Raw genomic sequence first — 24,798 nt, 5'->3', positions numbered from 1 at the left:
GGAGATTATGCCCAACCAGAAGGGTGTTTCTTACGGCGTGGGATAATGTGTGGCAAAATTAGTCCAAGTAACAGACCAATACCCGCTACGCCGCCCCCATAAGTAAAGTATTTAAGCAGTAGATCCTCTTTCTGAGTATCCAGCTTAGCGCGCAGTTCGCGAATTTCAGTTTGTGAATCAGTGAGCTGCTTACTGATATCACTGTAGTTTTGTTCTAACTCTGAAATTTGTTGATTGCGAGCCTCTAATGAATTGGCCAATCCGGCTTTTTCACTGTCTGCATTTTGCTTTGCATTGGCCAATTTACTTTTCACTTCGGCCAGCTCACTCTCCAATTTAGGCAAACGCATCGCCATGCTTTCTTGGCGAGTGATAAAACGGCTTTCAACCCAACCCGAGCGGCCTTTCTCATCGATAATTTGGCTATAACCGGTATTTTTGTCGACATCAAGCAGTTTTACCTTATCGCCCGCATCAATGCTACCGAGAATGCGAAATTGGTTACTTGGACCTGAATGCATATAAGTAAAGAGTTTGTCCGCAATATAGCGGTCTTGCGCAAACGTTGGCGCAGCCAACATGGTCAGTAAAACCATGCAGATCAGTTTTTTCACGATAAGTCCTTTAGCTATCAAATGAGGTATTAAAATGCTTTCGACAAATATTAAGAAGTTTCGTTGATTGGTGCAACAAAGAAGGGAGGCTAAGCCTCCCTTTCTGTGCGTTTGAGTCAATTAATGACATTGCACTTACAATCTATTGACTTATTGTATTAGCCAAATATTGCTTGCAGGGCATAGAAGAAAATGACCGCAAGTAAAGCGCCTGCTGGCAAGGTGACAATCCATGAAGCAACGATATTACGCACCACACCTAGATTCAATGCCGCAATTCCACGAGCAAAACCAACCCCTAATACCGCACCAACAAGTGTTTGTGTGGTTGAGATTGGAAGGCCAGTACCTGATGCCAATACGACCGTTGACGCTGTTGCCAACTGAGCGGCAAAGCCACGGCTTGGCGTCAGTTCAGTGATACCCGTACCGACCGTCGCCATCACTTTGTGACCAAGGGTAGCTAGGCCAACCACAATACCAAAACCACCCAGAGGCAAAATCCACCAAGCAATTGAGCTTTTAGCACTAACAGCACCCAAGCTTTCAACAGTTGAAACCACCGCAGACAGAGGACCAATCGCGTTAGCTACATCATTTGAACCATGCGCAAAAGCCATTGCACACGCAGTGATCACCATCAATACGCTAAAGATGCTCTCAACACCGGAAAACCCATGGTCTTCTTCGCGGTTAGCAAATTTTCTCTTGATATAGTAGTAACCACCGACCATAACAAGGCCTGATAACGCCGCCGAACATAACCATGCTTCACCGGTACTCAAGTGTAAGCCTATATGTTTAAGGCCTTTTTTGATGGTAACCAGTGCGATCACCATAGTGGTGATGAACATATAAATAGGAACAAAGCGTTTGGCATTCATCAGTGGATTTTCAGTATCGAAAATCAATCGTTGAGCACTGACGAAGATTAAGTAGGCGAACAAACCAGAAATGACTGGGGTGACAATCCAACTGCCTACGATGCCTTTTACTGAGGCCCAATCAACCGCTTCTGGGCCGACAGATATGCAGGCAAATCCGATAATGGCGCCGATGATAGAGTGAGTCGTTGATACAGGCCAACCCATGTATGAAGCCAGCAATAGCCATGTTCCGGCGGCGAGAAGTGCAGACATCATGCCATAAACAAGAACGTCGGGTTGGTGAGCGAAAAGTGCGGGTTCGATGACGCTGTTACGAATGGTTTCGGTTACTTCACCACCCGCTAAATATGCACCAGCGAATTCAAAAATCATCGCAATGATAATAGCTTGTTTTACGGTTAGCGCTTTTGAGCCTACTGAAGTTCCCATTGCATTAGCAACATCATTTGCACCAATACCAATCGCCATCATGAAGCCAAAAGCGGCTGCAACAAGAATCAGGACAGTGCCGTAGTTCGCAAGGATATCCATCGTAATACCTAGTCTTTTGATAACAAGCGGAGCATAACTGGACTCATTTTCTTGAAGCGAGTCAAAACCATCAGCGGAGAAAATAATCAACGCCTAAGCTGATGGATCAAGTTTTGCTCTTCGTTATTTGGTTAACTTACTGATTTAAGAGCGAGAAAGCATTAGTTCAAGACGAGCGCCAACGCGCTGAGCTTGATCGGCAATGCCGCCCACCCATTCTAGAATTTTGTACAAGAACATTACATCGATCGGATTCATTTTCGACTCAATAGCCATTAATTGTTGGCGGAGTCGAACCTGCATCGCATCGGTGTCATCTTCAATCACATCCAGTTGATTGATCATTTCCGCCACAAGTGTGACTTCACGACCTTTAAATCCTGTTTCCAATAACTCATCGAGCTCATTGATCACTTTTTGCGCTTGATTTGCTGCATCAAGGCAGCGTTTTACGTAGGCAATGAAGTTTTCTTGAAGAGGCTCTGGGATGATCAATTGACGACCGTAGACACGGCCTGCAATATCTTTTGCAAGGTTGGCCAGTTTATCTTGCTGAGTTAACAGCTCTAGCATGTCAGTACGATCGACAGGCATAAATAAACCGCGTGGTAGTTTAAGACGAATTTCACGCTTGAGTACGTCCGCTTCTTTCTCTAAATGAGAAATTTGGGCTCGAATTTCACCTGCTTTCTCCCAGTCACCCTTTGAACAAACTTCAAAGAAATTGACTAAGTGAGAGCAACATTCATTCACACACACAACGTGGCGCTGCAAAGGCTTTATAGGGGACTTTGCAAATAACCCCATAATTGTATTTACTGGCATGGTCGTTCAACCTAAAAAATATAACCTTAAAATAACATACACCATTCATGGCGAAATGTTGAGCGATGGCTATAAAGGCGCGCATGTTAACCCATTAAATCTCTCATTAAAACTGTTTTAGATCATCATTCCAGTGATATTTGTTACTTGCCCCACTGTGCATTAGGCCATATTCTTTCGCTATCTGCTTTGAAAGGGTTAGTTATGGAAACCGAGATAGAACTGAAGTTTTTTGTTTCACCAGAATTTTCGGAAATTTTGCGTTACAAGATCTCTGAAATCAAAGTACTTCAGCACAGTTGTCGAGCGTTAGGGAACACTTACTTCGATACACCTGACAACTGGTTGCGTCAACACGACACAGGGCTTCGTATTCGTCGCTTTGATGATGTGTATGTTCAAACTGTTAAAACGGCTGGTCGAGTCGTTGCAGGGTTGCACCAAAGACCAGAATACAATGCTGAGCACAACAGCAATGAACCGAACTTGACGCTTCATCCGGAAGATATCTGGCCACAAGGTAAAGATATTACGACCTTACAATCTGAACTGATGCCTCTATTTTCGACCAACTTCACACGCGAGCAGTGGTTGATTGGCATGGCCGATGGCAGTCAAGTTGAAGTGGCTTTCGATCAAGGCTTTGTCGTTGCAGGTGAAAAACAAGAACCTATCTGCGAAGTGGAGCTGGAGTTGAAATCTGGGCAAACGGATGCCTTGTTTACGTTAGCTCGCCAGTTTTGTGAGCACGGTGGTATGCGTCTGGGTAACTTGAGTAAAGCGGCGCGAGGTTATCGTCTTGCGTCTGGTTATCAAGGTGATGAAGTTCACGCCTTAACCTTGGTCAATACAGTCAGTACTGACAGCGTGGAAGAGTGTTTTATTCACTCGCTAGAGCATGCATTATCCCATTGGCATCACCATGAACAGATCTACACCGAGCGCGATTCAATTCCGGCGTTACATGAGATAAGCCACGCCACCAGTTTTTTACGCCAGATCTTGAGCATTTATGGCGGCATTGTGCCACGTCGCGCCAGCGCTATTTTACGTCAGGAATTAAAATGGTTGGAGCAAGAGTTATCTTGGTTAAAAACTCATGACTACCTAACAAATCTGCTTGAAGATAAAGGCCACGCACTGCGTAAACTGGACGCTCGTAAATTTATCATCGCCGAGTTAAAAGAGCAGCAAGAGGCACTACCTAATCGGGAAGAAAACTTAAAGCTACTCAGTTCGGCGCGGTATACTGGGTTACTGCTTGATCTCAGTCGTTGGATTTTGAGCCGTGGATGGCAACCCTTCTTGGACGATAAAGCCAGAGAAAAAATGGCGCGTAACGTCGGTTCGTTTTCGGTGAAGCAGTTGGATCGCACATGGGCCGAGTTAATGGAAGCTTTTCCTCCTAAAGTTGAGCTAAGCCCTCAAGAGTATATTGATCAGCAGTATCGTTTAATGCGTAATCTCTACACTGGCATCGGTTTTGCGAGCCTTTATGATATTGAAGAACGCAAAAACTTCCGTCTCCCTTGGGCTGATTTACTGCAAGGAATAGATGATTTATTAATGCTCAAGCCGCTAGAGAATTTGATCGACAAGTTGCAAGAAGACGAACAAGAACAACTCAAGCGATGGCTGATTCGCCAACAAAACTCCATTGTTCATGCGATGGAGCAGACGCGACAAATTGGCATTGAAGCCGAGCCTTATTGGCGTAAAAGTCGCTAATCAACATGGCTCACAGCCAAAATGAAAAAGAGATACTGCGGTGTCTCTTTTTTATATCTCTGCTCATTTAGTTTCATTAATTGCAATTGATTTGTGGATGAGATCAAATCTCCAACAGGTTGCACAACGAAACGACTACAGTTCAAAAAATCAGGGTCGATAGAAACCTAACAGGTATCATGATTGACAGGGATGAACAACAAGCCTGAGATCACAAATAATGCCATGAGTGAGTGGATCAGCAACAATAAACACATTGGATTTGTCTCATCTTTGATATCATCTTTTTTCATACGAAGCTCAAAATAAATAGCTTTTTTAGTTTTTGAGTTTGCTTACTTACCGAAATTTCAACATATAAGACATAGTGGAGAACTGACAATGGCAACAATGGCATTTAAGCCATGGGAACGTTTGATTACCGATATTCGTCTCGTTCCTAAAATGGTTATGCTGATGGTGTTTAGTACAGTATTGATCATCGCAAAGCAGCTTTGGGATGCTCGTACTTTTTACGAATCACTGCTTGCAGCAACTCAGAATACCGAAATCGCTCAGCAACACTATGATGCTTATTTGACTCAAGTAGTATGGCAAACGGCATTCATGATCATCGTTTTTGTTGTGCTTTTACTCGCCGCAGCCAAAGTCATGCTACGCCAAACACAATATTTAAGTGATTCAATTAAGTTGATGGCAAGTCGTGATCTTTCCACACCGATTAATATGGAATGTAAAGATGAGTACGGCGACGTTGCGCGAGAGCTTGAGAAAACCCGCCGTCAGTTGCAAGACGTCATTAAGATGCAAGTGGATGCCTCACAAGAGCTTTCGTCACTTACTGAAGTCATGACCATCAGCATGTCAGAAACCAAAGATTCGGCTCAAGAAGAGTTTAACGAAATTGACCAATTGGCCACCGCCATGAGTGAAATGACATCCACGGTGCAAACGGTCGCAGAGCATGCACAAAATGCATCAGCACTAACCGAGCAAGCGTCAGGTCAAGCAGAAACTGGTCAGCGTTTTGTCAAAGGCACCATCACTAAGATGAGTGAGCTATCGAAGGATATCGCGGCATCAGCGCAAGCCGTCAACCAAGTTGAAGAACGAGTGGTTGCGATTGGCAGTGTTGTTGGAACCATCCAAAGTATTTCCGAGCAAACCAACCTACTCGCGCTCAATGCTGCCATTGAAGCGGCTCGGGCTGGTGAAGCTGGGCGTGGTTTTGCGGTGGTGGCCGATGAAGTGCGTAACTTAGCGCAGCGCACCCAAAAAGCGACGATTGAGATCCAAGAGATGATTTCTCAATTACAAAATAGTGCCAATTCAGCCGTTGATTTAATGGAAAAAAGTGTAGTTGAAGCGGCTGAAGGAGTTGAGCTGGTTACGAATGCGGGCACTGAATTAGATGGTATTGTGAATCAAGTGCAACGGATCAATGACATGAATATCCAAATCGCAACGGCCGCTGGGCAGCAAACTAGCGTGGCTCAGGAAATGGACCAAAATCTAACCAATGTGAGGGAGCTCGTTGAAGCCTCAGTAACAGTAGTTGGTGAGTTGCTTGAAACATCAGAGATCATGCAAAGCAACGCTGAAGAGTTAGATCGGAAAATCACGATGTTCAAAGTCTAACTCTGTAGAAATTCGATCCTTCAATCAACGCCCACAATTCTTGTTGTTGGGCGTTTTTTATTGATATAAGTTTGCTATAAATAGCCTTCTAGCGACTGCATTGGTCTCAATTCACAAGGATGTCTCATGTTACTGCCTTCATCACTTCACGCTTTTGCGCACACCACCTATCAACATTTGCTAGAGCAACAACCGAGCATTGCACAGTGGTCCGAGCCATTGAAAAAACAGCTGTTGTATGTGGTCGGGATGAGCCAGTTTATCAATGAAGCATTATTGCGAGATGAACGGTTGTGTATGCAATTACCGGAAATGTTGGCGGGAGAGTCAAGGCTAGAGCATTACCGAGACGATCTCGCTATACAGCTAGAAGAGTGCAAAGATGAAATGTCAGGGCATCGTATTTTGCGTCAGTTTCGTAACCGTGAAATGGTGTGCATCGCTTGGCGAGATTTCACCGCCAGTTGGACATTAGAAGAGAGCCTTGCACATCTTTCAGCACTGGCGGAAGCACTCATTTTTGAGACTTACCAGTGGCAGTACGCTGTTTGCTGCTTCGAGTGGGGAACGCCAACTAACGACCAAGGTGAAGCACAACCTATGCTGATCATCGGCATGGGCAAGTTAGGTGGCGGTGAGTTGAACTTCTCATCGGATATCGACCTCATTTTTACTTATCCTGAAAACGGTGAAACACAAGGCGCTCGCCGCAGCATCGCGAATGCGCAATTTTTTACCCGTTTAGGCCAGCGAATCATTAAAGCGTTGGATCAACATACCTTTGACGGTTTTTGCTACCGAGTTGATATGCGTTTGCGTCCTTTTGGTGAAAGTGGCCCACTGGTGATGAGCTATGCGGCGCTCGAAGATTATTACCAAGAGCAAGGGCGTGATTGGGAGCGTTATGCGATGATCAAAGCTCGAGTAATGGGGCGGGAAATGTATCCGCAGTACCAAGAGCTGCGTCAAATGCTGCGACCATTTGTGTTCCGCCGCTACATCGATTTTAGCGCCATTCAATCTCTGCGCCGTATGAAATCGATGATCAGCAGCGAAGTGAGACGTCGAGGGCTGCATAACAACATCAAATTAGGCGCAGGCGGGATCCGCGAAATTGAATTCATCGCACAAGTATTTCAGTTAATTCGTGGTGGACGAGAACCCAGTTTACGTCAGCGTGGACTATTAGAAACACTGGTTGCAATAGAAGAACTTGCCCTGCTCAAACCGCAAGAAGTGACCGATTTACGACAAGCTTATCTGTTTTTACGTCGCCTTGAGAACCTATTGCAAGCGATGGCCGACAAGCAGACGCAAACCTTGCCAGACAATGAACTGGATCAACTTCGCTTAGCTGTTGCAATGCAATGCACTGACTGGGTAACGCTGTTTCACGAAACGCATCAACACATGACCAAAGTACATCAAGTATTTGCAACTCTGATTGGCGATGATGAAGAAGATGATGACCAGTGCGTTGCCAAACATTTTCACGAGCTGTGGGATATGGCGCACAAGCCTGATGTGCTTGAAACGATTTTTCAACAAGAGCTTACCTGTGATGATCCTGCCGGCATGGCGCATGTATTGATCCAATTTAAAGAGGATTTGGCGAAAAAAACGCTGGGCCCACGCGGACGAGATGTATTAAACCGGTTGATGCCAAAACTGTTCCAAGCGATTTTCATTCACCCAGATGCGCAGTTTGGCTTACCTCGTGTGCTGCATTTGATGTACAAAATTGTGACTCGAACCACTTACCTTGAGCTGCTAGATGAACACCCTGCGGCATTGACGCAACTGGTGCGTTTATGCACCGCAAGCCCGATGATTTCGGAACAGCTTAGTCGTTACCCCATTTTACTCGATGAACTTATCGACCCGCAGCATCTCTATAATCCAATGGAGTTGTCCGCTTATAAAACTGAACTGTGTGATTTTCTTGCTCGTATTCCCGAAGAGGATATGGAGCAGCAAATGGAAGGATTACGCCAATTTAAGCAGATCTGCATTTTGCGTATTGCTGCTGCTGATATTGCTGGTGCTTTGCCTGTGATGAAAGTGAGCGATCACTTAACTTACCTTGCTGAAGCCATCGTTGAAGCTGTGATCAACCAAGCTTGGCAGCAAGTCAGTGCAAAATACGGTCAACCCACTCATTTAAAAGAGAGGGATGGTAAAGGGTTTGCAGTCGTTGGCTATGGCAAAGTGGGGGGCTGGGAGTTGGGCTACAATTCCGATCTTGATATCGTGTTTCTCCATGACTGCCCAGTGGATTGTTACACCGATGGCGCAAAAGAGATTGATGGCCGTCAGTTTTATTTGCGCTTAGCCCAGCGCGTGATCCACATTTTTGCCACTCGTACCGCTTCTGGTATTTTGTATGAAGTTGATACTCGTTTGCGCCCGTCTGGAGCGTCCGGTTTGTTAGTTAGCCCCGCTGAAGCATTTGATGAATACCAGCGCAATGAAGCGTGGACGTGGGAACACCAAGCCTTAGTTCGTGCCCGAATGATTTATGGTGATGAGCCACTGCAACAGGCTTTCCATCGCACCCGCCATGAGATTTTGTCATTGGCAAGAGATGAAACCAAGCTCAAGCAGGATGTAGTCGCGATGCGGATAAAAATGCGCGATCATTTGGGGGGAAAGAAAAGTGGCCGTTTTATGCTTAAACAAGATGCTGGTGGCATCACTGATATTGAGTTTTTAGCTCAATATCTAGTGCTGTGTTTTAGCCATGAAAAGCCAAAATTGACGTTTTGGTCAGACAACGTACGCATTTTTGAGTCACTACTGAACCAAGGTGTTATGGACAAAGAACAAGCGCAGGCTCTCACCGATGCCTATACCTCAATGCGCAATCAGATCCATCATCGAAACTTGCTTAACTTGGATGCGGATGTTGACGAAAGTAAGTTTGTTGACCTGCGAAAACGAGTCACAAACGCTTGGCAGCAGTGGCTAGGTTGAGTGTTTTAGAGACTCAATGAGCTGTGTTACACTCAGCGCAATAACAAAAATTGGAGATCCACAATGAAACCAATCCTACCTGACTACAATGATGCAGGTGTATTGATTATTGGCGATGTGATGCTTGATCGCTACTGGTATGGCCCAACTGGTCGCATCTCACCAGAAGCTCCCGTTCCTGTAGTAAAAGTAGAGAATAGCGAAGAACGTCCAGGCGGCGCGGCAAACGTTGCAATGAACATTGCTTCGCTGGGCGGTCATGCGCACATTGTTGGTTTAACTGGCGTGGATGAGCCTGCTAACGTTCTGACTGAAACGTTAACAGCGTTGAAAGTGAGTTGTGATTTTGTTGCTCTGCCAAATTATCCAACCATTACAAAATTACGCGTGCTAAGCCGAGGCCAGCAACTGATCCGTTTGGATTTCGAAGATAAGTTTGAGAACACCGATCCAGAACTGATTTTATCTCGCATGGATCTGGCGTTACCGAAAGTGAAAGCGGTGATCTTGTCTGATTACGCTAAAGGTGCATTAGAGCATGTGCAACAATTGATCCAAAAAGCACGTGCAGCCAACGTTCCTGTTTTTATCGATCCTAAAGGAGCTGATTTCGAACGTTATCGTGGCGCAACATTGCTCACACCTAACATGTCTGAATTTGAACAGGTCGTAGGCAAAGTAAAAACAGAGCAAGAGCTAGTAGAAAAAGGCTTTGCCTTGATTGAACAGTTTGATCTTGGCGCACTGTTGGTGACTCGCAGCGAACATGGCATGACACTGTTACAACGCAATCAGAAGCCATTCCATTTACCAACATTAGCCAAAGAAGTGTATGACGTAACGGGCGCTGGAGATACGGTGATTTCAGTGCTTGCAGCATCAGTTGCAGCAGGTAAACCACTTGATGAAGCGTGTGCATTAGCCAATGCGGCGGCGGGTGTTGTGGTTGGTAAACTGGGCACGTCAACCGTTTCAACCATTGAACTAGCGGAAGCGGTTCACGGTAGCAAAGATACTGATTATGGTGTCATCAGTGAACAAGCCTTAATTGATGCGGTAAAAGTGGCTCAAGCTCAGGGCGAAAAGGTGGTAATGACCAATGGTTGCTTTGATATTTTGCATGCAGGACATGTTTCTTATCTTAACCACGCAGCCAAATTGGGCGATCGCCTGATTGTCGCGGTCAACACGGATGAGTCGGTTAAGCGTTTAAAAGGCCCAGGTCGCCCAGTCAATACAACGGATCGCCGCATGGCGGTGCTGGCTGCATTGGGCGCTGTCGATTGGGTGGTTCCTTTTTCTGAAGATACGCCACAGCGTTTGATTGCGGCTGTACTACCTAACTTACTGGTGAAAGGTGGTGACTATAAACCTGAAGATATCGCTGGTGGTGAAGAAGTGATTGCTGCGGGTGGAGAAGTCAAAGTGTTGAACTTTGAAGATGGTTGCTCAACCACAGAAATTATTGAAGCGATTAAAGGCGGCAGAGGCTAACATCACGCCACATCCTTTGGCTGATTGTATCAAATGAGCCAATCGCTACAAAAAAGCCGCTGAAAATTCAGCGGCTTTTACTTTTAGCTGTCTGCTTTTAAGCCAGCGTTGATATCTAAAATATCTTGCTCGCTCAATGTGCCTACCGCTTGACGCAATTGCAGTACGCTCAGTACATAGTCATAACGTGCGTTAGAGAGATTTTTATTCGCATCGTAGAGACGGCGCGTTGAATCAAGCACATCAACAATAGTTCGCGTACCGACATCAAACCCTGCTTCGGTCGCTTCCAGTGCTGATTTCGCTGAAATAACTGACTGCTCATAAGCACGTAAAGCGCCAATAGAGGCATTGATGTTGTTGTTAAATGCGCGTACATCTTTCACAACGCTGCGATACGTTTTTTCTAAATCTTGGCTTGCAGCAACGTACGCAAATTCAGCTTGTTTGGTTTGCGAAGTGGTTTTTCCGCCAGTATACAATGGCACCGCAAGGTTAATACCGACATTAAAATCGTTATAATCCCCTTTAGAGCCGCTGTTATTATTACTTTCATCACCGTACTTGTAGCCGCCATCAAGAGTCAGTGAGGGTAAGTGCCCTGAACTTGCTAATGAAATATTATCTTTCGCGACATCTTGAGCAATACGAGCGGTCAGCAAAGAGAGATTTTTCTGTTGGGCTTCTTCAAGCAGAGCATCAATCGGCTGTGTTGTTTTGCTGGCTGAAAAGCGATTAGTATCCAACACACTTAAATCAGAATGTTCTTGGCCGGTAATTTCACGCAAGGTTTCATAACTATTGGTGAGGCTATTTTTTGCCAAAACTTCATCAGCAAGTACGCCATCGTATTGCGCTTGTGCATCATGCACGTCAGTAATCGCAGAAAGACCGACTTCAAAACGTTGTTTCGTTTGCTCTAATTGACGAGCCACTGCCGCTTTTTCTGCACGGACAAATGCCAAGTTATCTTTGGCGCGAAGCACTTCAAAATAGGCTTGTGCAACGCGTAAAATCAGACCTTGCTGGGTGGCCGCATAGGCAGAATCCGCTTTGCGTGCATTCTTTTCTGCCGTGTCTAAAGAAACCCAACTTGAACGTTGATAAAGCTGCTGAGAGAAACTGATGCCTGCTGTGAGCTTATCACTTTCGCGTGCATCAATATCACTGCGGTTGATATTGTAACCAGCGGTCAGGTTGATTTGTGGTAACAGATCGCCACGGCTAGATGTGACCGCTTCAAATGCAGCATCACGTTGAGCTGCAGAGCTCAGTAACTGAGGATCATTTTCTTTGGCTTGATTATAGATTTCAGTAAGAGTATCCGCCCATACTGAAGAACTCAGGCTGCCTAATGCTGCGCTGATGAATAGTGGAAGCAGTTTTTTCATTGGTCCTATTCCCTGCCTTAATATGTAAGAAGGTTACTTTTAAGGAGTTTAACTTAAATTGGTGGTAATTCACTCGAAACTTTGCACTTTTTTACACATAACTGTCCATCTGTGCAATAAAATTCGATGCTCGTTTAAAAATAAATATAAAATTTATATAAAAAGTTGAGCAATATCCTTGGTGATGGATGAATTCCATGATTAAACTATGAGATTCACTGAGCGAGGTTTTAAATGCAGCAGTCTGACAAACAGTACAACATTTTTACGCCCCAAGATGTGGACGTCATTTCAAAAGAAACACTGTTCCAAGGTTTTTTCCGCATGGTGAAATACCGCTTTAAACACAAGTTGTTTGAAGGTGGATGGAGTGAGGTGATTGAAAGAGAAATGTTTGAAAGAGGTCATGCTGCGGCTATGCTTCCTTATGATCCTGCGCGTGATGAAGTCGTGATTATAGAGCAAATTCGAGTTGGAGCACTAGAGCACGCCCATCCTTGGCAACTGGAGATTATTGCTGGAGTCATCGACCCTAATGAAACGTCCGAGCAGGTTATTCGTCGAGAGGCGATGGAAGAGGCGGGAATTGAAGTGAACCGAATCGAAAAAATTAGCTCTTATTATCCATCATCTGGCGGATGCTCTGAATTACTCGACGTCTTTGTTGGTGAAATCGATGCAACGCAAGCTAAAGGCGTACATGGGCTTGACTATGAAGGTGAAGACATCAAAGTTCATGTCATGAGCCGTGAAGAGGCTTACCGCTTAGTGAAAAACGGCCAAATTGAGAATGGTGCCTCAATTATCGCTTTACAATGGTTAGAGCTAAACTATCAACAGTTACAATTGCAATGGCAGAATTAGCATTGAAAAAACCGTATCACGTTGATTTATCGGAACTAATGCGTGTGTACGAAACTAACTACGCGAAATTGAACGCTTTGTTACCAAGTCAGCCGAGCGTGGGTGACTTACGCTGTTATCAGGCTGCTCAAATGACCTATCAATTACAAGTGCTAGAGGTCACAAAGTACACAACTTTAGTGGAGATTTGTCAGAGTGATGACGTTTCAGTATTTCCATTACCGTCGATGTCTGTCAGGCTTTACCACGATGCACGTGTTTCCGAAGTGTGTGCAAGTGCGCGGATAAATCAGATCAAAGCTCGCTATGATTACCCGAATGAACAAATGATGCAAAAAGATGAGAAAGCGCAAATCAATCGCTTTTTAGGCGATTGGCTTACTTTCTGTTTAAAGCACGGGATTAGCCGAGCTCCAATTTAGTCTTCGTCATAGATGAAAATTAGTCATTCAATTTGGATTAATAAATTTTGAACGTGTCGCCAACTCTAGACAATTCAGACAGCATCAAGCTGCTACAAATTACCGATACGCATCTGTTTGCGCCGGATGATGGCAGCCTGTTGAGTGTTAATACGGTAGATAGCTTTCATGCTGTTGTGGCAGAGATCTGCGCGCAACGTGTTGAATTTGATGCAATTCTAGCCACGGGCGACATCTCGCAAGATCATAGTGCTGAGTCTTATCTTCGTTTCTCTCGTGGTATTTCCTCATTAGAAAAAACTTGTTTTTGGCTTCCCGGTAATCACGACTTTAAACCTAATATGGGCGCTGTATTCCCGTCAGAGCAGATTCAACAGTCTGAGCATGTATTACTCGGTGAACACTGGCAGATGGTGATGCTCGATTCTCAAGTGGTGGGCGTACCGCACGGACGGCTGAGCGATCAACAATTGGCTTTACTTGACGAAAAATTATCGACGCACCATCAGCGACACACCTTGATTGTGCTGCATCATCATCCTCTATTGGTGGGGAGCGCCTGGCTCGATCAACATAGCCTTAAAGACAGCGATGCTTTTTGGAATATCGTCACGCAACATCGCAATGTAAAAGCCGTCCTGTGTGGTCATGTTCATCAAAATATGGATAAACTCCATCACGGTGTCCGAGTGATGGCCACTCCCTCGACCTGTGTACAATTTAAGCCCAATTCAGATGATTTTGCTTTGGATCGCACTTCCCCAGGATGGCGTGAATTGACGCTATCTGCTGATGGTCAAATAGAAACTCAAGTCAAACGTTTAGCTAACGGCGCATTCCAACCGGATTTTAACGCTAATGGATACTGAGATGCCTACTCGTCAACCTATGCTGCTTTATATTCACGGCTTTAATAGCTCGCCGCTGTCGCACAAAGCACAAGTGATGGTGAAGTATTGCCAAATGCAGCGTCCTGATATCAAAGTGATGGTGCCTAAGTTACCCAGTTTTCCCGCGCAAGCTGCGGAATATCTACTTGATCTTATTCATCAACATCAAGATCAATATCGTATTGCGCTGGTGGGGAGTTCATTAGGCGGGTATTTGTCTATTTGGTTAAACCATTTGTTTGGTTTTCGTGCCGTGGTGATAAACCCAGCAATCAAACCGTATGAATTATTGGTCAATTTTTTAGGCGAACAAGTCAACCCCTACACGCAAGAGCACTATCGGCTAGAGGCGAAACATATTGAAGAGCTCAAAGCATTAGAGGTTAAAATTAATGACGTCACGTCATTTTGGTTGTTGCAACAAATGGGCGATGAAGTCTTAGATTACCGTCAAGCCGTCGCTAAATTGACGGGAGCAAAACAGACGGTTGAATTTGGCGGCGATCATAGTTTTGTTAACTTTGAGCGATATCCGCGACAAATCATCGAATTCCTAGATCTCTGACCAATTCATTGAGGGGGGAGTCATAATTTTACCTGTAACTTACTTATCTCGCTTGACATAAGCAAGGCTCTTCCAGACTATGTCCTATCTATACTTTTGCAGTTTGTAATGCTGAAAAAATCAGCGTTGTTGTCGTTAATTAATCACAAGCACATCATTGATAAACTGCCGAAAAAGTAACGAATCATTTATCTATAAAAGCATTCCGTATTATGACTGAACAATATAATGCTGGGGCCATTGAAGTTCTTAATGGCTTAGAACCAGTACGTCGCCGACCTGGGATGTATACGGACACCGCGCGACCTAACCATTTAGGCCAAGAAGTTATCGATAACAGTGTCGATGAAGCGCTAGCCGGATATGCCTCCAAGGTACAAGTTATTCTCCACGCAGATCAATCACTTGAAGTGATCGATGATGGGCGTGGTATGCCTGTTGATATTCACCCTGAAGAGAAAATATCAGGCGTTGAGCTTATCTTCTGTAAATTGCATGCGGGTGGTAAGTTTTCAAACAAAAGCTACCAGTTCTCCGGTGGTTTACATGGGGTAGGTATTTCCGTAGTGAATGCCCTATCCAAGCGTGTGGAAGTGACCGTTCGCCGTGATGGGCAAATCTATGAAATGGCGTTTGAGCACGGTAATAAAGTCGAGGAATTGACAGTAACTGGTACCTGTGGTCGTCGTAATAAAGGGACGAGTGTCCACTTTTGGCCCGATACCAGCTACTTTGATTCGCCTAACTTTTCAGTGACTCGCCTAATCAATAATTTGCGCGCTAAAGCGGTACTTTGCCCGGGGCTCGAGATCACCTTTAGTGATAAGGTTAACAATCTTGAGCACCGTTGGTACTACGAAGACGGCTTAAAAGATTATCTCGCAGAAGGCGTAAAGGGTTACACTTTATTACCCGAAGAGCCATTTACGGGTGAGTTTGTCGCTGAAACTGAAGCGGCCAACTGGGCAGTGATTTGGCTACCTGAAGGTGGTGAGATGATCACTGAAAGCTATGTTAACTTAATCCCGACCGCACAAGGTGGTACGCACGTTAATGGCTTACGCCAAGGGTTGCTCGATGCGATGCGTGAATTCTGTGAATTCCGCAACCTGTTGCCGCGTGGCGTTAAGTTAACTGGTGAAGATGTCTTTGACCGCTGTTCTTATGTGTTGTCGGTTAAGATGCAAGACCCACAGTTTGCAGGGCAAACCAAAGAGCGTCTTTCTTCACGTCAAACCGCGGCTTTTGTTTCAGGTGTAATAAAAGACTCCTTTAGTTTATGGCTGAATGAAAAACCACAACTCGCTGAATTACTTGCCGAAGTGTGCATAGCCAATGCGCATCGCCGCATGCGAGCCAGCAAAAAAGTGGTACGGAAAAAAATCGCATCGGGCCCCGCGCTCCCCGGTAAATTGACCGATTGTTCAGTTCAAGACCTGAGCCGCACGGAAATCTTCTTTGTCGAAGGGGATTCAGCAGGCGGCAGTGCTAAGCAAGCGCGCGATCGTGAATTTCAAGCGGTTATGCCACTGCGTGGGAAAATTTTAAATACGTGGGAAGTGTCGGCAGACCAAGTGCTGGCTTCACAAGAAGTGCATGATATCTCTGTTGCGCTTGGGATTGATCCTGATAACGACGATCTCGATGGATTGCGTTACGGTAAAATCTGTATTCTCGCAGATGCTGACTCTGATGGTTTACATATTGCCACCTTGCTCTGTGCCTTATTTACCAAACATTTCCGAGCACTAGTCAAAGCGGGCCACATTTTTGTTGCTATGCCTCCCTTGTATCGGATCGACTGTGGTAAAGAGGTCTTTTATGCACTCGATGATGCTGAAAAAGAGGGCATTTTAGAGCGACTTAGCCAGAAAAAAGCCAAAATCAACGTCCAGCGATTTAAAGGTTTGGGTGAAATGAATCCGCTTCAATTGCGTGAAACAACGATGGATCCAAACACGCGCCGCTTGGTGCAACTGACCATTGATGATGCTGAAGCAACGGATGAAATGATGGACATGTTGCTAGGTAAAAAGCGAGCAGATGACCGCCGCGCATGGTTGCAACGTTATGGCGATATGGCAGAGGTGCAATAAATGTCAACTGAAATAACCTTTGATGGTGTTGAGAAACTGCCGCTGCGTAAGTTCACTGAAGACGCCTATCTCAATTATTCGATGTACGTCATCATGGACCGCGCACTGCCTTATATTGGCGATGGTTTAAAACCGGTACAGCGACGTATTATTTATGCGATGTCGGAGCTTGGACTCTCGGCGTCAGCCAAGTACAAAAAATCAGCGCGTACCGTTGGTGACGTGCTCGGTAAATACCACCCGCACGGTGATTCGGCCTGTTACGAAGCGATGGTATTAATGGCACAACCCTTTTCTTACCGCTATCCACTGGTGGATGGTCAAGGTAACTGGGGTGCTCCGGACGATCCAAAATCCTTCGCAGCGATGCGTTATACCGAAGCGAAACTGTCTAAATTCGCTGAAGTTTTACTGGGTGAGCTTGGACAAGGCAACGTTGATTGGCAGCCTAACTTTGATGGCACAATGCAAGAACCACAAATGCTGCCGGCGCGTTTACCTCATATTTTGCTCAATGGCGTCACGGGAATTGCGGTGGGTATGGCGACCGATATCCCGCCACACAATGTGCGTGAAATTGCCGATGCGACGATTCACCTGATCGATAACCCGGAAGCGCAACTGCATGATGTGATGCAGTACGTGCAAGGGCCAGATTATCCGACCGAAGCGGAAATTATTTCACCCAGAATTGAAATTGAGAAAATATATCGCTCAGGTCGCGGCAGTATCAAAATGCGCGCGGTTTGGCATAAAGAGGGGAGTGATGTTGTGATCACAGCATTACCTCATCAAGTCTCAGGCGCTAAATTGCTCGAACAAATCGCTAACCAAATGCGCGCGAAGAAATTGCCAATGGTTGAAGATTTACGCGATGAATCGGATCACGAGAACCCTACGCGTATTGTTATTGTGCCGCGTTCTAACCGCGTAGATTGTGACTTGTTGATGAGCCACTTATTCGCATCAACCGATCTAGAGAAAAGCTTCCGTGTTAACTTGAACATGATTGGCTTAAACAATCGCCCAGAAGTGAAAGGTTTAGTGACCATTCTTTCTGAGTGGATTGAGTTTCGTCGCACCACGGTTCGCCGCCGCTTACAGTACCGTCTTGATAAAGTCATGGCGCGTTTGCACATCTTGGAAGGTTTGCTCATTGCTTATCTGAATATTGATGAAGTGATTGAAATCATTCGTACTGAAGATGAACCGAAAGCGGTATTGATGGCCCGGTTTGGTATTAGTGCTATTCAAGCCGATGCGATTTTAGATACCAAACTTCGCCACTTAGCCAAACTTGAAGAGATGAAGATTCGTGGTGAGCAAGATGAGCTTGCCAAAGAGCGCGAAAAATTAGAGCAGTTGCTTGGTTCTGAGCGTCGCTTGAACACTTTGTTGAAGAAAGAGATCAAAGCAGATGCTGAGAAGTATGGTGATGATCGCCGTTCACCACTGATTGAGCGTGCCGAATCTAAAGCCTTGACTGAGCGTGACCTTGTGCCAAGTGAAGCGATCACCGTTGTGCTTTCGGAAAAAGGCTGGGTACGTCATGCCAAAGGGCATGATGTGGATTGCCAAAGTTTGAGCTACAAATCCGGCGACCAGTATTTGGCTCATGCTTGTGGTAAGAGCAATCAACAGGTCGTATTCTTGGGTAGCGATGGTCGAAGTTATTCGCTTGAAGCCCACTCGCTACCTTCGGCGCGTAGCCAAGGTGAGCCGATTACGGGTCGTCTCAATATCACAGAGGGCTCGTCTATCCGCCAAGTAGTGATGGGGGAAGAGGATCAACTCTGGTTAGTGGGCTCGGATGCCGGTTATGGTTTTGTGTGTAAAGGTGGTGAACTGCTGTCGAAAAACCGTAGTGGTAAAGCCTTAGTTAATTTGCCTGAGAACTCAGAGGTAATGACGCCGCAGGCCATCGGTAATTTGGAGTCTGATGACATTTTAGCGATCACGAATCAGGGCCGAATGTTGCTATTCCCAATCAAAGATTTACCACAGCTAACCAAAGGCAAAGGCAACAAAATAATCAATATTCCTGCGGCTAAGTCCAAAGAGCGTGAAGAGTTTGTGTCACACTTAATCTCCTTGCCTCAAGGGGCGGCTATTACGCTCTATGCCGGCAAACGCAAACTTGGTTTAAAAGCCAGCGATCTAGAAAACTTCCGTGGTGAGCGTGGACGTCGAGGTAGCTTGCTGCCGAGAGGGTTACAACGTGTTACTGCGATTGAGATTGAATCAGAACTTAGTGATTCAGATCTTGAGCAAGAGTAAAAGTCTATAAATAAAAGCCCCCTTCGTGAGTTGGGGGCTTTTTTATGTCTCTTTGTTTTGTTTTTGGTGGCTTAGTTTTATTCGCGTAGGTCTTCAACAATTGTCACGGGAAGTGTCATCTCTTCACCTTTACGTAAGATGAGCACATCGACAACGGTACCTGGGCGCAAGTCAGTGACAATTTCCATCACACTCTTGCGACCATTAATTTTTTTACCGCCAATTTTTAGAATAATGTCTCGCTCTTTAAAACCAGCCGTTTCTGCAGGGCCATTGGGGTCAATGCCCAACACAACTATGCCGCCAATATGTTCACTGCCAAGTAAGCGAGATGTTACTGGAGTAATATCTTGCCCATCAATACCGATATAGCCGCGAATCACGCGTCCATCAGCAATGATTTTTTCCATAATGGTATTGGCTAATTTGTAAGGAATCGCGAATGATATACCATCGGTTTTCATTTCAGTTGCTTGTTGAAACGAAGCCGTGTTAATACCTACGAGCTCTCCTTGAGTGTTGACCAAAGCTCCACCGGAATTGCCTTCATTAATGGCCGCATCAGTTTGGATGAAAGCTTGACGTCCATCGGTACTGACTGATGAACGTTCAGTGGCAGAAATGATACCAAAAGTAGTGGTTTGTCCAAGGTTGTATGGATTGCCAATGGCCAGTACCACATCGCCAACTTTCACCGAGTAATTGGGATTTTGTGGAATAACGGGAAGGTTCGTTCCTTCGATTCGCAAAATTGCGATATCCGTGCGTCGATCTTTGCCTACTAATTGCGCGGCTGCGAGACGGCCATCTTGTAAGGCCGCTACGATTTGGTCTGCTTGGGCTACTACGTGATAGTTAGTAATGATGTACCCTTTCTCGCTCACAATCACACCAGAACCTAACCCTTGAATCGACAGTTTACTGCGATCGCTTTCGGTGTATTTTTGGTTGTAAATATTGACTACAGCAGGTGCGGCGCGGCGAACGGCTTGGTTAAACGAAATTTGCAAAGAGAGCGCATTGGGAGACTCTTCGGCCGCGATTTGCGGGAGAACATTTGAACGTAGCGAGGGAACCGCTAGTAAAATAACAATAGCAGCGAGAAGCCCAAGCCCCACTGAACGAAGTAAAAAGTTAAGCATATCTTCCCCAAACAAAACCCGCTATATACTCAGCTTATTTTACACCTGAGCTTGAGAGAGGAAGAATAGCACTACATGATTGAATAAGAAAAGGGCAGCATTCAAATGCTGCCCTGATCGCTCCACAAGCGATTCTCACTAATTAGCGAATAACCAAGTAAATGGTTCTATCACCTCGTTGGATATTCAGCGCAAGTATGCTCGGCTTTTTCTCCAAAATTTCGCGTAATTGTGCGAGGTTTTTCACTCGTTGGCGGTTAACACCAATGATGATGTCCTCTTTTTGTAGTTGATACGCTTCTGCCGCTGACCCTTTCTCTATAGCAGTCACTTTAACGCCAGCGATTGGGTCTTGATCCGTCGTATTGGTCAGTGCCGCACCAGTCAACCCCGAGTGCAGTTGCTCTGCTTTAGTTGTGGTGTTGTTTTCACTCAAGGTTACGTCGAAGGTCTTGCTTTTACCATCGCGGATTACATCGATTGTGATTTTTTTACCTGCACCTAATGTTGCCACTTTGGCTCTTAATTCATTGAAGGTAGAAACGTTTTTTCCATTAATAGCTGTGATGACATCACCCGCTTTGATCCCTGCTTTATCGGCGGCGCTATCTTTGATAACTTGGCTAACAAACGCCCCTTTACTTGACTCATAGCCTAGCGCTTCAGCCAGTTCAGAGGTTATTTCACCCCCTTGAACGCCGAGCACGCCACGTTTTACCTCACCAAATTCTAAGATCTGTTCGGTCAAGTTTTTCATCATATTTGATGGTATTGCAAAACCTATCCCAACGTTGCCACCATTCGGCCCAAGAATCGCGGTATTAATCCCAATCAATTCACCATTGAGATTGACTAAGGCACCACCAGAGTTGCCACTGTTAATCGCGGCATCGGTCTGAATAAAGTTCTCAAAGTTTTCAAGATTAAGTCCACTTCGTCCTAGCGCAGAAACAATGCCGGAAGTCACCGTTTGACCAAGACCAAACGGGTTCCCGATCGCGACAGTGAAATCACCTACACGCAGTTTGTCTGAATCTGCGATACGAATTTGGGTTAAATTTTTTGCTTTTTTGAGTTTGATCAGCGCGACATCGGACATTTTATCGCCACCGACGAGCTCCGCATCGTATTCTCGGCCGTCGTATAGTTTGACGCGAATCTTATCAGCGCCATCGATGACGTGATAATTAGTCACAACATAGCCTTTGTCTGCGTCAGTAATGACACCAGAGCCTAATGCTCTAAATGGCCGCTCTTGCGATTGGTCGATTGGGAAGTCAGGACCAAAGAAAAATCGAAACTGCTCGGGTAAACGTTGATGGGAAACTTGAGTTCCCTCAACTGAGATACTCACAACCGCCGGTGTCACTTGCTCTAGCATCGGTGCTAAGCTCGGCAATGGCTCACCACTGACAGAAAAGGGTAGCGCTGCCATTGCGGGTAGTGGGGTGATGATTGAACTTAAACTTAACGATAGAGCGGTTAAAAGAAGTAAAGGTTTTTTCATCATAAGCTCCTTTGGAATAACTGTGTTCGAAGTTTAATATTTGTACGAAAGACAAAACTTCAACACTCTCGTGAGGTTTATGACTCAAAAACCTTTATAAAGTTCATGAATTCAGATTAAACGGCTTTCACCTTAACCACGTCTGCAGAATGAATGATCTCTTTTTTAGGGGTATTAAAAAGCCCTGTTGCGCCATTGGCATAATCTTTCGGTGGCTGTTCCAAAATGTCATCGTTGCTTTTCTCTGTATCATTATGCAGAGCGATTTTTTTGATAAATGGGTTATCTTGCTCTGGCATATTCGGCAGAATTTCGGACGATGTTTTGGCCATGTGTTGATACAGTTTTGTATAATCTTTACCTAGTGTATCGAGTATTTCTGCCGCTTGAGCAAAATGATCCGACAATTCTTGGCGTTGTTGTTCCAAACTAAATTTCGCGTTATCTAATTCTTTTTGTAGAGACTTTTGGTTTTTATATTGAGGCGTAGTCAATCGTGAAATGACCATTCCCAACACAGCCCCTACTAGCAAGCCTACAATGGCATATATCCAAGGCATAACAGCTCCTTATTGTTGTTATTTAACATGTTTTTTACCTGTTGGTTACGCACGTCGCTTGGACATGTTACTATGACTGCTCTAGCCAATAAAGCGAAATACACGAAATAGCAGTTTCCATTTTCTTTAGTGCAGTAGGCGGTCATGACACCAAAACAGCGATATGAACACGATGTAAAAAAACTCGGTTTTCAACGAGACTCTGCTCAAGAAAGCGCCGTCGATGCGCTGGATTTACTCTACCATCAGTTTCAGGATTATCTTAACCAACCAGTTAAGCCCTCCGCGGTTTGGACCAAATGGCTTGGTCGTCAACCTGAACAGCCTAACTTACCTAAAGGGCTCTATTTTTGGGGCGGTGTCGGGCGAGGAAAAACCTATCTAATGGATACGTTTTTTGAAGCTCTGCCAACCACTCGCAAAATGCGAGTGCATTTCCACCGTTTTATGTACCGAGTTCATGATGAGTTGAAGGCGCTGGCTGGAGTTGAAGAGCCCTTAGAAAAGGTTGCCGATATTTTAAAGTCTGAAACGGAAATTATCTGTTTTGATGAATTTTTTGTATCAGATATTACCGATGCGATGATTTTGGGTACCTTGTTTCAAGCACTGTTTAAGCGCGGCATTATCTTAGTGGCGACATCGAATATTCCACCGCACGACTTATACCGCAACGGCTTGCAGCGAGCACGCTTTCTCCCTGCAATTGCTTTGATTGAATCACACTGTCATGTGTTGAACGTCGATAGTGGCATTGATTATCGCTTAAGAACATTAGAGCAAGCGGAAATTTACCACTATCCATTGGATGAAGCAGCAAGCCACAATTTACAACATTACTATCGGCAATTGGTTGGTGACGAGAAAAAAGAAGCACGCAGTGAGATTGAAATCAATCATCGCACCCTCTCTGTTGTAAAGGCTAGTGATGGTATTTTACATGCGACATTTGAACAGTTATGCCAAACGGCGAGAAGCCAAAACGATTACATTGAGTTGTCCAAAATTTACCACACAGTACTGTTGGCTGATGTGAAGCAAATGGATCGCGCCATCGATGATGCAGCGCGGCGTTTTATTGCGTTGATTGATGAATTTTACGAACGACATGTAAAAGTAATTATCTCCGCCGAAGTGGCGCTGGACGATCTGTATCTGCATGGGCAACTGGAGTTTGAATTCAAACGTTGTCAGTCGCGGTTAATTGAAATGCAAAGTCATGAGTATTTATCAAGGGAACATCTGGCCTAGCTCAATCCGAACACTTTTAAAGCAAAATAAAAAATTCGTGATTTTGTTCAAAAAGAGGTGATTTTTTCTACTGACTTCCCTATAATCCTGCGACCCACCGTTACTGCAGGCCTGTTTCTGTGAAACGAGAGGCCGAGAGAAACCAAACGCTCGAAGGGGCAACTTTGGACTCTTAGACAGTGGGGGCATTTTAATGCTCCTTTTAGTGTAAATTTTATTTAACGGGTTATTATTAGCATGAAAACTTTCGTTGCTAAACCAGAAACTGTAAAACGCGACTGGTATATCGTAGACGCTGAGGGTAAAACTCTAGGTCGTCTAGCAAGTGAAATTGCATCTCGCCTACGTGGCAAACATAAAGCTGAATACACTCCTCACGTGGACACTGGTGATTACATCATCGTTGTAAACGCTGAGAAAGTTACTGTAACTGGTAACAAAGCAGCAGCTAAAACTTACTACCGTCACACTGAATTTCCAGGCGGCTTAAAATCAATCACTTTCGACAAGCTGATTATTCGTAAGCCAGAGATGGTTATTGAGCTAGCGGTTAAAGGTATGCTACCACGTGGTCCTCTAGGCCGTGCTATGTACCGTAAGCTGAAAGTTTACGCTGGCGCTGAGCACAACCATGCTGCTCAACAACCAAAAGTACTAGACATCTAATTGGGGATTTCGAAAATGGCAGAGAATCAATACTACGGCACTGGCCGTCGCAAAAGCTCAGCTGCACGCGTTTTTATTAAACCAGGCAGCGGCAACATTGTAATCAACAAGCGTAGCCTTGATGTTTACTTTGGTCGTCCAACTTCTCGCATGGTTGTTAAACAACCTCTTGAGCTAGTTGAACTAACTGAGAAACTAGATCTATACATCACTGTTAAAGGTGGTGGTATTTCTGGTCAAGCTGGTGCTATCCGTCACGGTATCACTCGCGCTCTAATGGAATACGACGAATCACTACGTCCTGTTCTACGTGCAGCTGGCTACGTTACTCGCGACGCTCGTTGCGTTGAACGTAAGAAAGTTGGTCTGCGTAAAGCACGTCGTAAACCACAATTCTCTAAGCGTTAATCTTTTTTCAAAAGATTCGCTTCCAGTGTTACTGGATTGTGGTTCAAAAGCCCGGTATTTATACCGGGC

General features: G+C 45.0%; 20 protein-coding genes. 13 read left to right on the top strand and 7 right to left on the bottom strand.

The genetic code is table 11. The annotated features are described in order from the left end of the window. Positions 1 to 5: 5 nt before the first annotated feature. The 3 genes from AACT42_RS09680 to AACT42_RS09670 all read right to left on the bottom strand — a co-directional run bounded on the left by AACT42_RS09680 (position 6) and on the right by AACT42_RS09670 (position 2,857). A complete protein-coding gene (locus AACT42_RS09680; protein ID WP_094132265.1) occupies positions 6 to 614 on the bottom strand; it encodes a TIGR04211 family SH3 domain-containing protein in 609 nt (202 codons plus the stop codon). A 158-nt stretch (positions 615 to 772) separates the two neighbouring features. Then, a complete protein-coding gene (locus tag AACT42_RS09675; protein ID WP_026027278.1) occupies positions 773 to 2,032 on the bottom strand; it encodes an inorganic phosphate transporter in 1,260 nt (419 codons plus the stop codon). Between the two features lie 144 nt (positions 2,033 to 2,176). After that, on the bottom strand, positions 2,177 to 2,857 hold the full coding sequence (locus tag AACT42_RS09670; protein WP_013856047.1) for a TIGR00153 family protein: 681 nt from the start codon (positions 2,855 to 2,857) through the stop codon (positions 2,177 to 2,179). A gap of 204 nt (positions 2,858 to 3,061) precedes the next feature. Between AACT42_RS09670 and AACT42_RS09665 the strand changes: the two genes are divergently transcribed. The 4 genes from AACT42_RS09665 (at position 3,062) to hldE (ending at position 10,690) form a co-directional block, all read left to right on the top strand. Further along, positions 3,062 to 4,585: a CYTH and CHAD domain-containing protein gene (locus tag AACT42_RS09665; RefSeq protein WP_029189885.1), complete on the top strand. Its 1,524-nt coding sequence runs from the start codon at positions 3,062 to 3,064 to the stop codon at positions 4,583 to 4,585. Between the two features lie 381 nt (positions 4,586 to 4,966). Next, positions 4,967 to 6,223, top strand: a complete 1,257-nt coding sequence (locus AACT42_RS09660; RefSeq protein ID WP_013856051.1) for a methyl-accepting chemotaxis protein — start codon at positions 4,967 to 4,969, stop codon at positions 6,221 to 6,223. A gap of 126 nt (positions 6,224 to 6,349) precedes the next feature. Continuing rightward, the gene (gene glnE / locus AACT42_RS09655) at positions 6,350 to 9,196 is read left to right on the top strand and encodes a bifunctional [glutamate--ammonia ligase]-adenylyl-L-tyrosine phosphorylase/[glutamate--ammonia-ligase] adenylyltransferase (RefSeq protein ID WP_094132264.1); all 2,847 of its coding nucleotides are present in this window, start codon (positions 6,350 to 6,352) and stop codon (positions 9,194 to 9,196) included. Positions 9,197 to 9,259: 63 nt separating this feature from the next. Beyond that, entirely contained in the window at positions 9,260 to 10,690 is a 1,431-nt protein-coding gene (gene hldE / locus AACT42_RS09650) for a bifunctional D-glycero-beta-D-manno-heptose-7-phosphate kinase/D-glycero-beta-D-manno-heptose 1-phosphate adenylyltransferase HldE (RefSeq protein ID WP_094132263.1), read from the top strand. Positions 10,691 to 10,773: 83 nt separating this feature from the next. Here hldE and tolC read toward each other — a convergent pair whose 3' ends face one another. Next, positions 10,774 to 12,081, bottom strand: a complete 1,308-nt coding sequence (tolC, locus tag AACT42_RS09645) for an outer membrane channel protein TolC (RefSeq protein ID WP_017046499.1) — start codon at positions 12,079 to 12,081, stop codon at positions 10,774 to 10,776. Between the two features lie 234 nt (positions 12,082 to 12,315). Between tolC and nudF the strand changes: the two genes are divergently transcribed. The 6 genes from nudF to parC all read left to right on the top strand — a co-directional run bounded on the left by nudF (position 12,316) and on the right by parC (position 19,195). Beyond that, positions 12,316 to 12,945 carry an ADP-ribose diphosphatase gene (gene nudF, locus AACT42_RS09640; RefSeq protein WP_094132262.1) on the top strand — a complete coding sequence of 210 codons (630 nt, stop codon included), beginning with the start codon at positions 12,316 to 12,318 and terminating at the stop codon, positions 12,943 to 12,945. Beyond that, positions 12,933 to 13,367 carry a DUF1249 family protein gene (locus AACT42_RS09635; protein WP_017042669.1) on the top strand — a complete coding sequence of 145 codons (435 nt, stop codon included), beginning with the start codon at positions 12,933 to 12,935 and terminating at the stop codon, positions 13,365 to 13,367. Before nudF ends, AACT42_RS09635 begins: the two co-directional genes overlap by 13 nt. 47 nt (positions 13,368 to 13,414) lie before the next feature. Next, positions 13,415 to 14,236, top strand: coding sequence for a 3',5'-cyclic-AMP phosphodiesterase (gene cpdA / locus AACT42_RS09630; RefSeq protein WP_094132261.1), 822 nt, complete (start codon positions 13,415 to 13,417; stop codon positions 14,234 to 14,236). Then, on the top strand, positions 14,226 to 14,822 hold the full coding sequence (gene yqiA / locus AACT42_RS09625; protein ID WP_017042667.1) for an esterase YqiA: 597 nt from the start codon (positions 14,226 to 14,228) through the stop codon (positions 14,820 to 14,822). Before cpdA ends, yqiA begins: the two co-directional genes overlap by 11 nt. 212 nt (positions 14,823 to 15,034) lie before the next feature. Continuing rightward, entirely contained in the window at positions 15,035 to 16,918 is a 1,884-nt protein-coding gene (gene parE / locus AACT42_RS09620; RefSeq protein WP_017042666.1) for a DNA topoisomerase IV subunit B, read from the top strand. Further along, positions 16,919 to 19,195, top strand: coding sequence for a DNA topoisomerase IV subunit A (gene parC / locus AACT42_RS09615; RefSeq protein ID WP_017042665.1), 2,277 nt, complete (start codon positions 16,919 to 16,921; stop codon positions 19,193 to 19,195). It abuts the gene before it with no gap. 77 nt (positions 19,196 to 19,272) lie between these two features. On the opposite strand, the gene degS is transcribed toward parC, so the two are convergent. From degS to zapG, 3 genes are all read right to left on the bottom strand, one after another. After that, positions 19,273 to 20,337, bottom strand: coding sequence for an outer membrane-stress sensor serine endopeptidase DegS (gene degS, locus AACT42_RS09610; RefSeq protein ID WP_026027947.1), 1,065 nt, complete (start codon positions 20,335 to 20,337; stop codon positions 19,273 to 19,275). A gap of 142 nt (positions 20,338 to 20,479) precedes the next feature. Beyond that, complete coding sequence (locus tag AACT42_RS09605) at positions 20,480 to 21,844, bottom strand: Do family serine endopeptidase (RefSeq protein WP_026027948.1); 1,365 nt, start codon at positions 21,842 to 21,844, stop codon at positions 20,480 to 20,482. Between the two features lie 116 nt (positions 21,845 to 21,960). Beyond that, positions 21,961 to 22,404, bottom strand: coding sequence for a Z-ring associated protein ZapG (zapG, locus tag AACT42_RS09600; protein ID WP_017046504.1), 444 nt, complete (start codon positions 22,402 to 22,404; stop codon positions 21,961 to 21,963). A gap of 144 nt (positions 22,405 to 22,548) precedes the next feature. Here zapG and zapE point away from each other — a divergent pair, with 144 nt between their 5' ends. The 3 genes from zapE to rpsI all read left to right on the top strand — a co-directional run bounded on the left by zapE (position 22,549) and on the right by rpsI (position 24,729). Next, positions 22,549 to 23,655, top strand: coding sequence for a cell division protein ZapE (gene zapE / locus AACT42_RS09595; protein ID WP_013856065.1), 1,107 nt, complete (start codon positions 22,549 to 22,551; stop codon positions 23,653 to 23,655). A 237-nt stretch (positions 23,656 to 23,892) separates the two neighbouring features. Further along, a complete protein-coding gene (gene rplM / locus AACT42_RS09590; RefSeq protein ID WP_013856066.1) occupies positions 23,893 to 24,321 on the top strand; it encodes a 50S ribosomal protein L13 in 429 nt (142 codons plus the stop codon). 15 nt (positions 24,322 to 24,336) lie between these two features. Further along, a complete protein-coding gene (gene rpsI, locus AACT42_RS09585; RefSeq protein WP_010318040.1) occupies positions 24,337 to 24,729 on the top strand; it encodes a 30S ribosomal protein S9 in 393 nt (130 codons plus the stop codon). Positions 24,730 to 24,798 lie beyond the last annotated feature (69 nt).

This window comes from Vibrio sp. V15_P4S5T153, assembly GCF_963874485.1.
Classification (GTDB): domain Bacteria; phylum Pseudomonadota; class Gammaproteobacteria; order Enterobacterales; family Vibrionaceae; genus Vibrio; species Vibrio anguillarum.
Note: the sequence above shows the minus strand (reverse complement) of the source record. Positions and strands in the feature narration are given on the sequence as shown.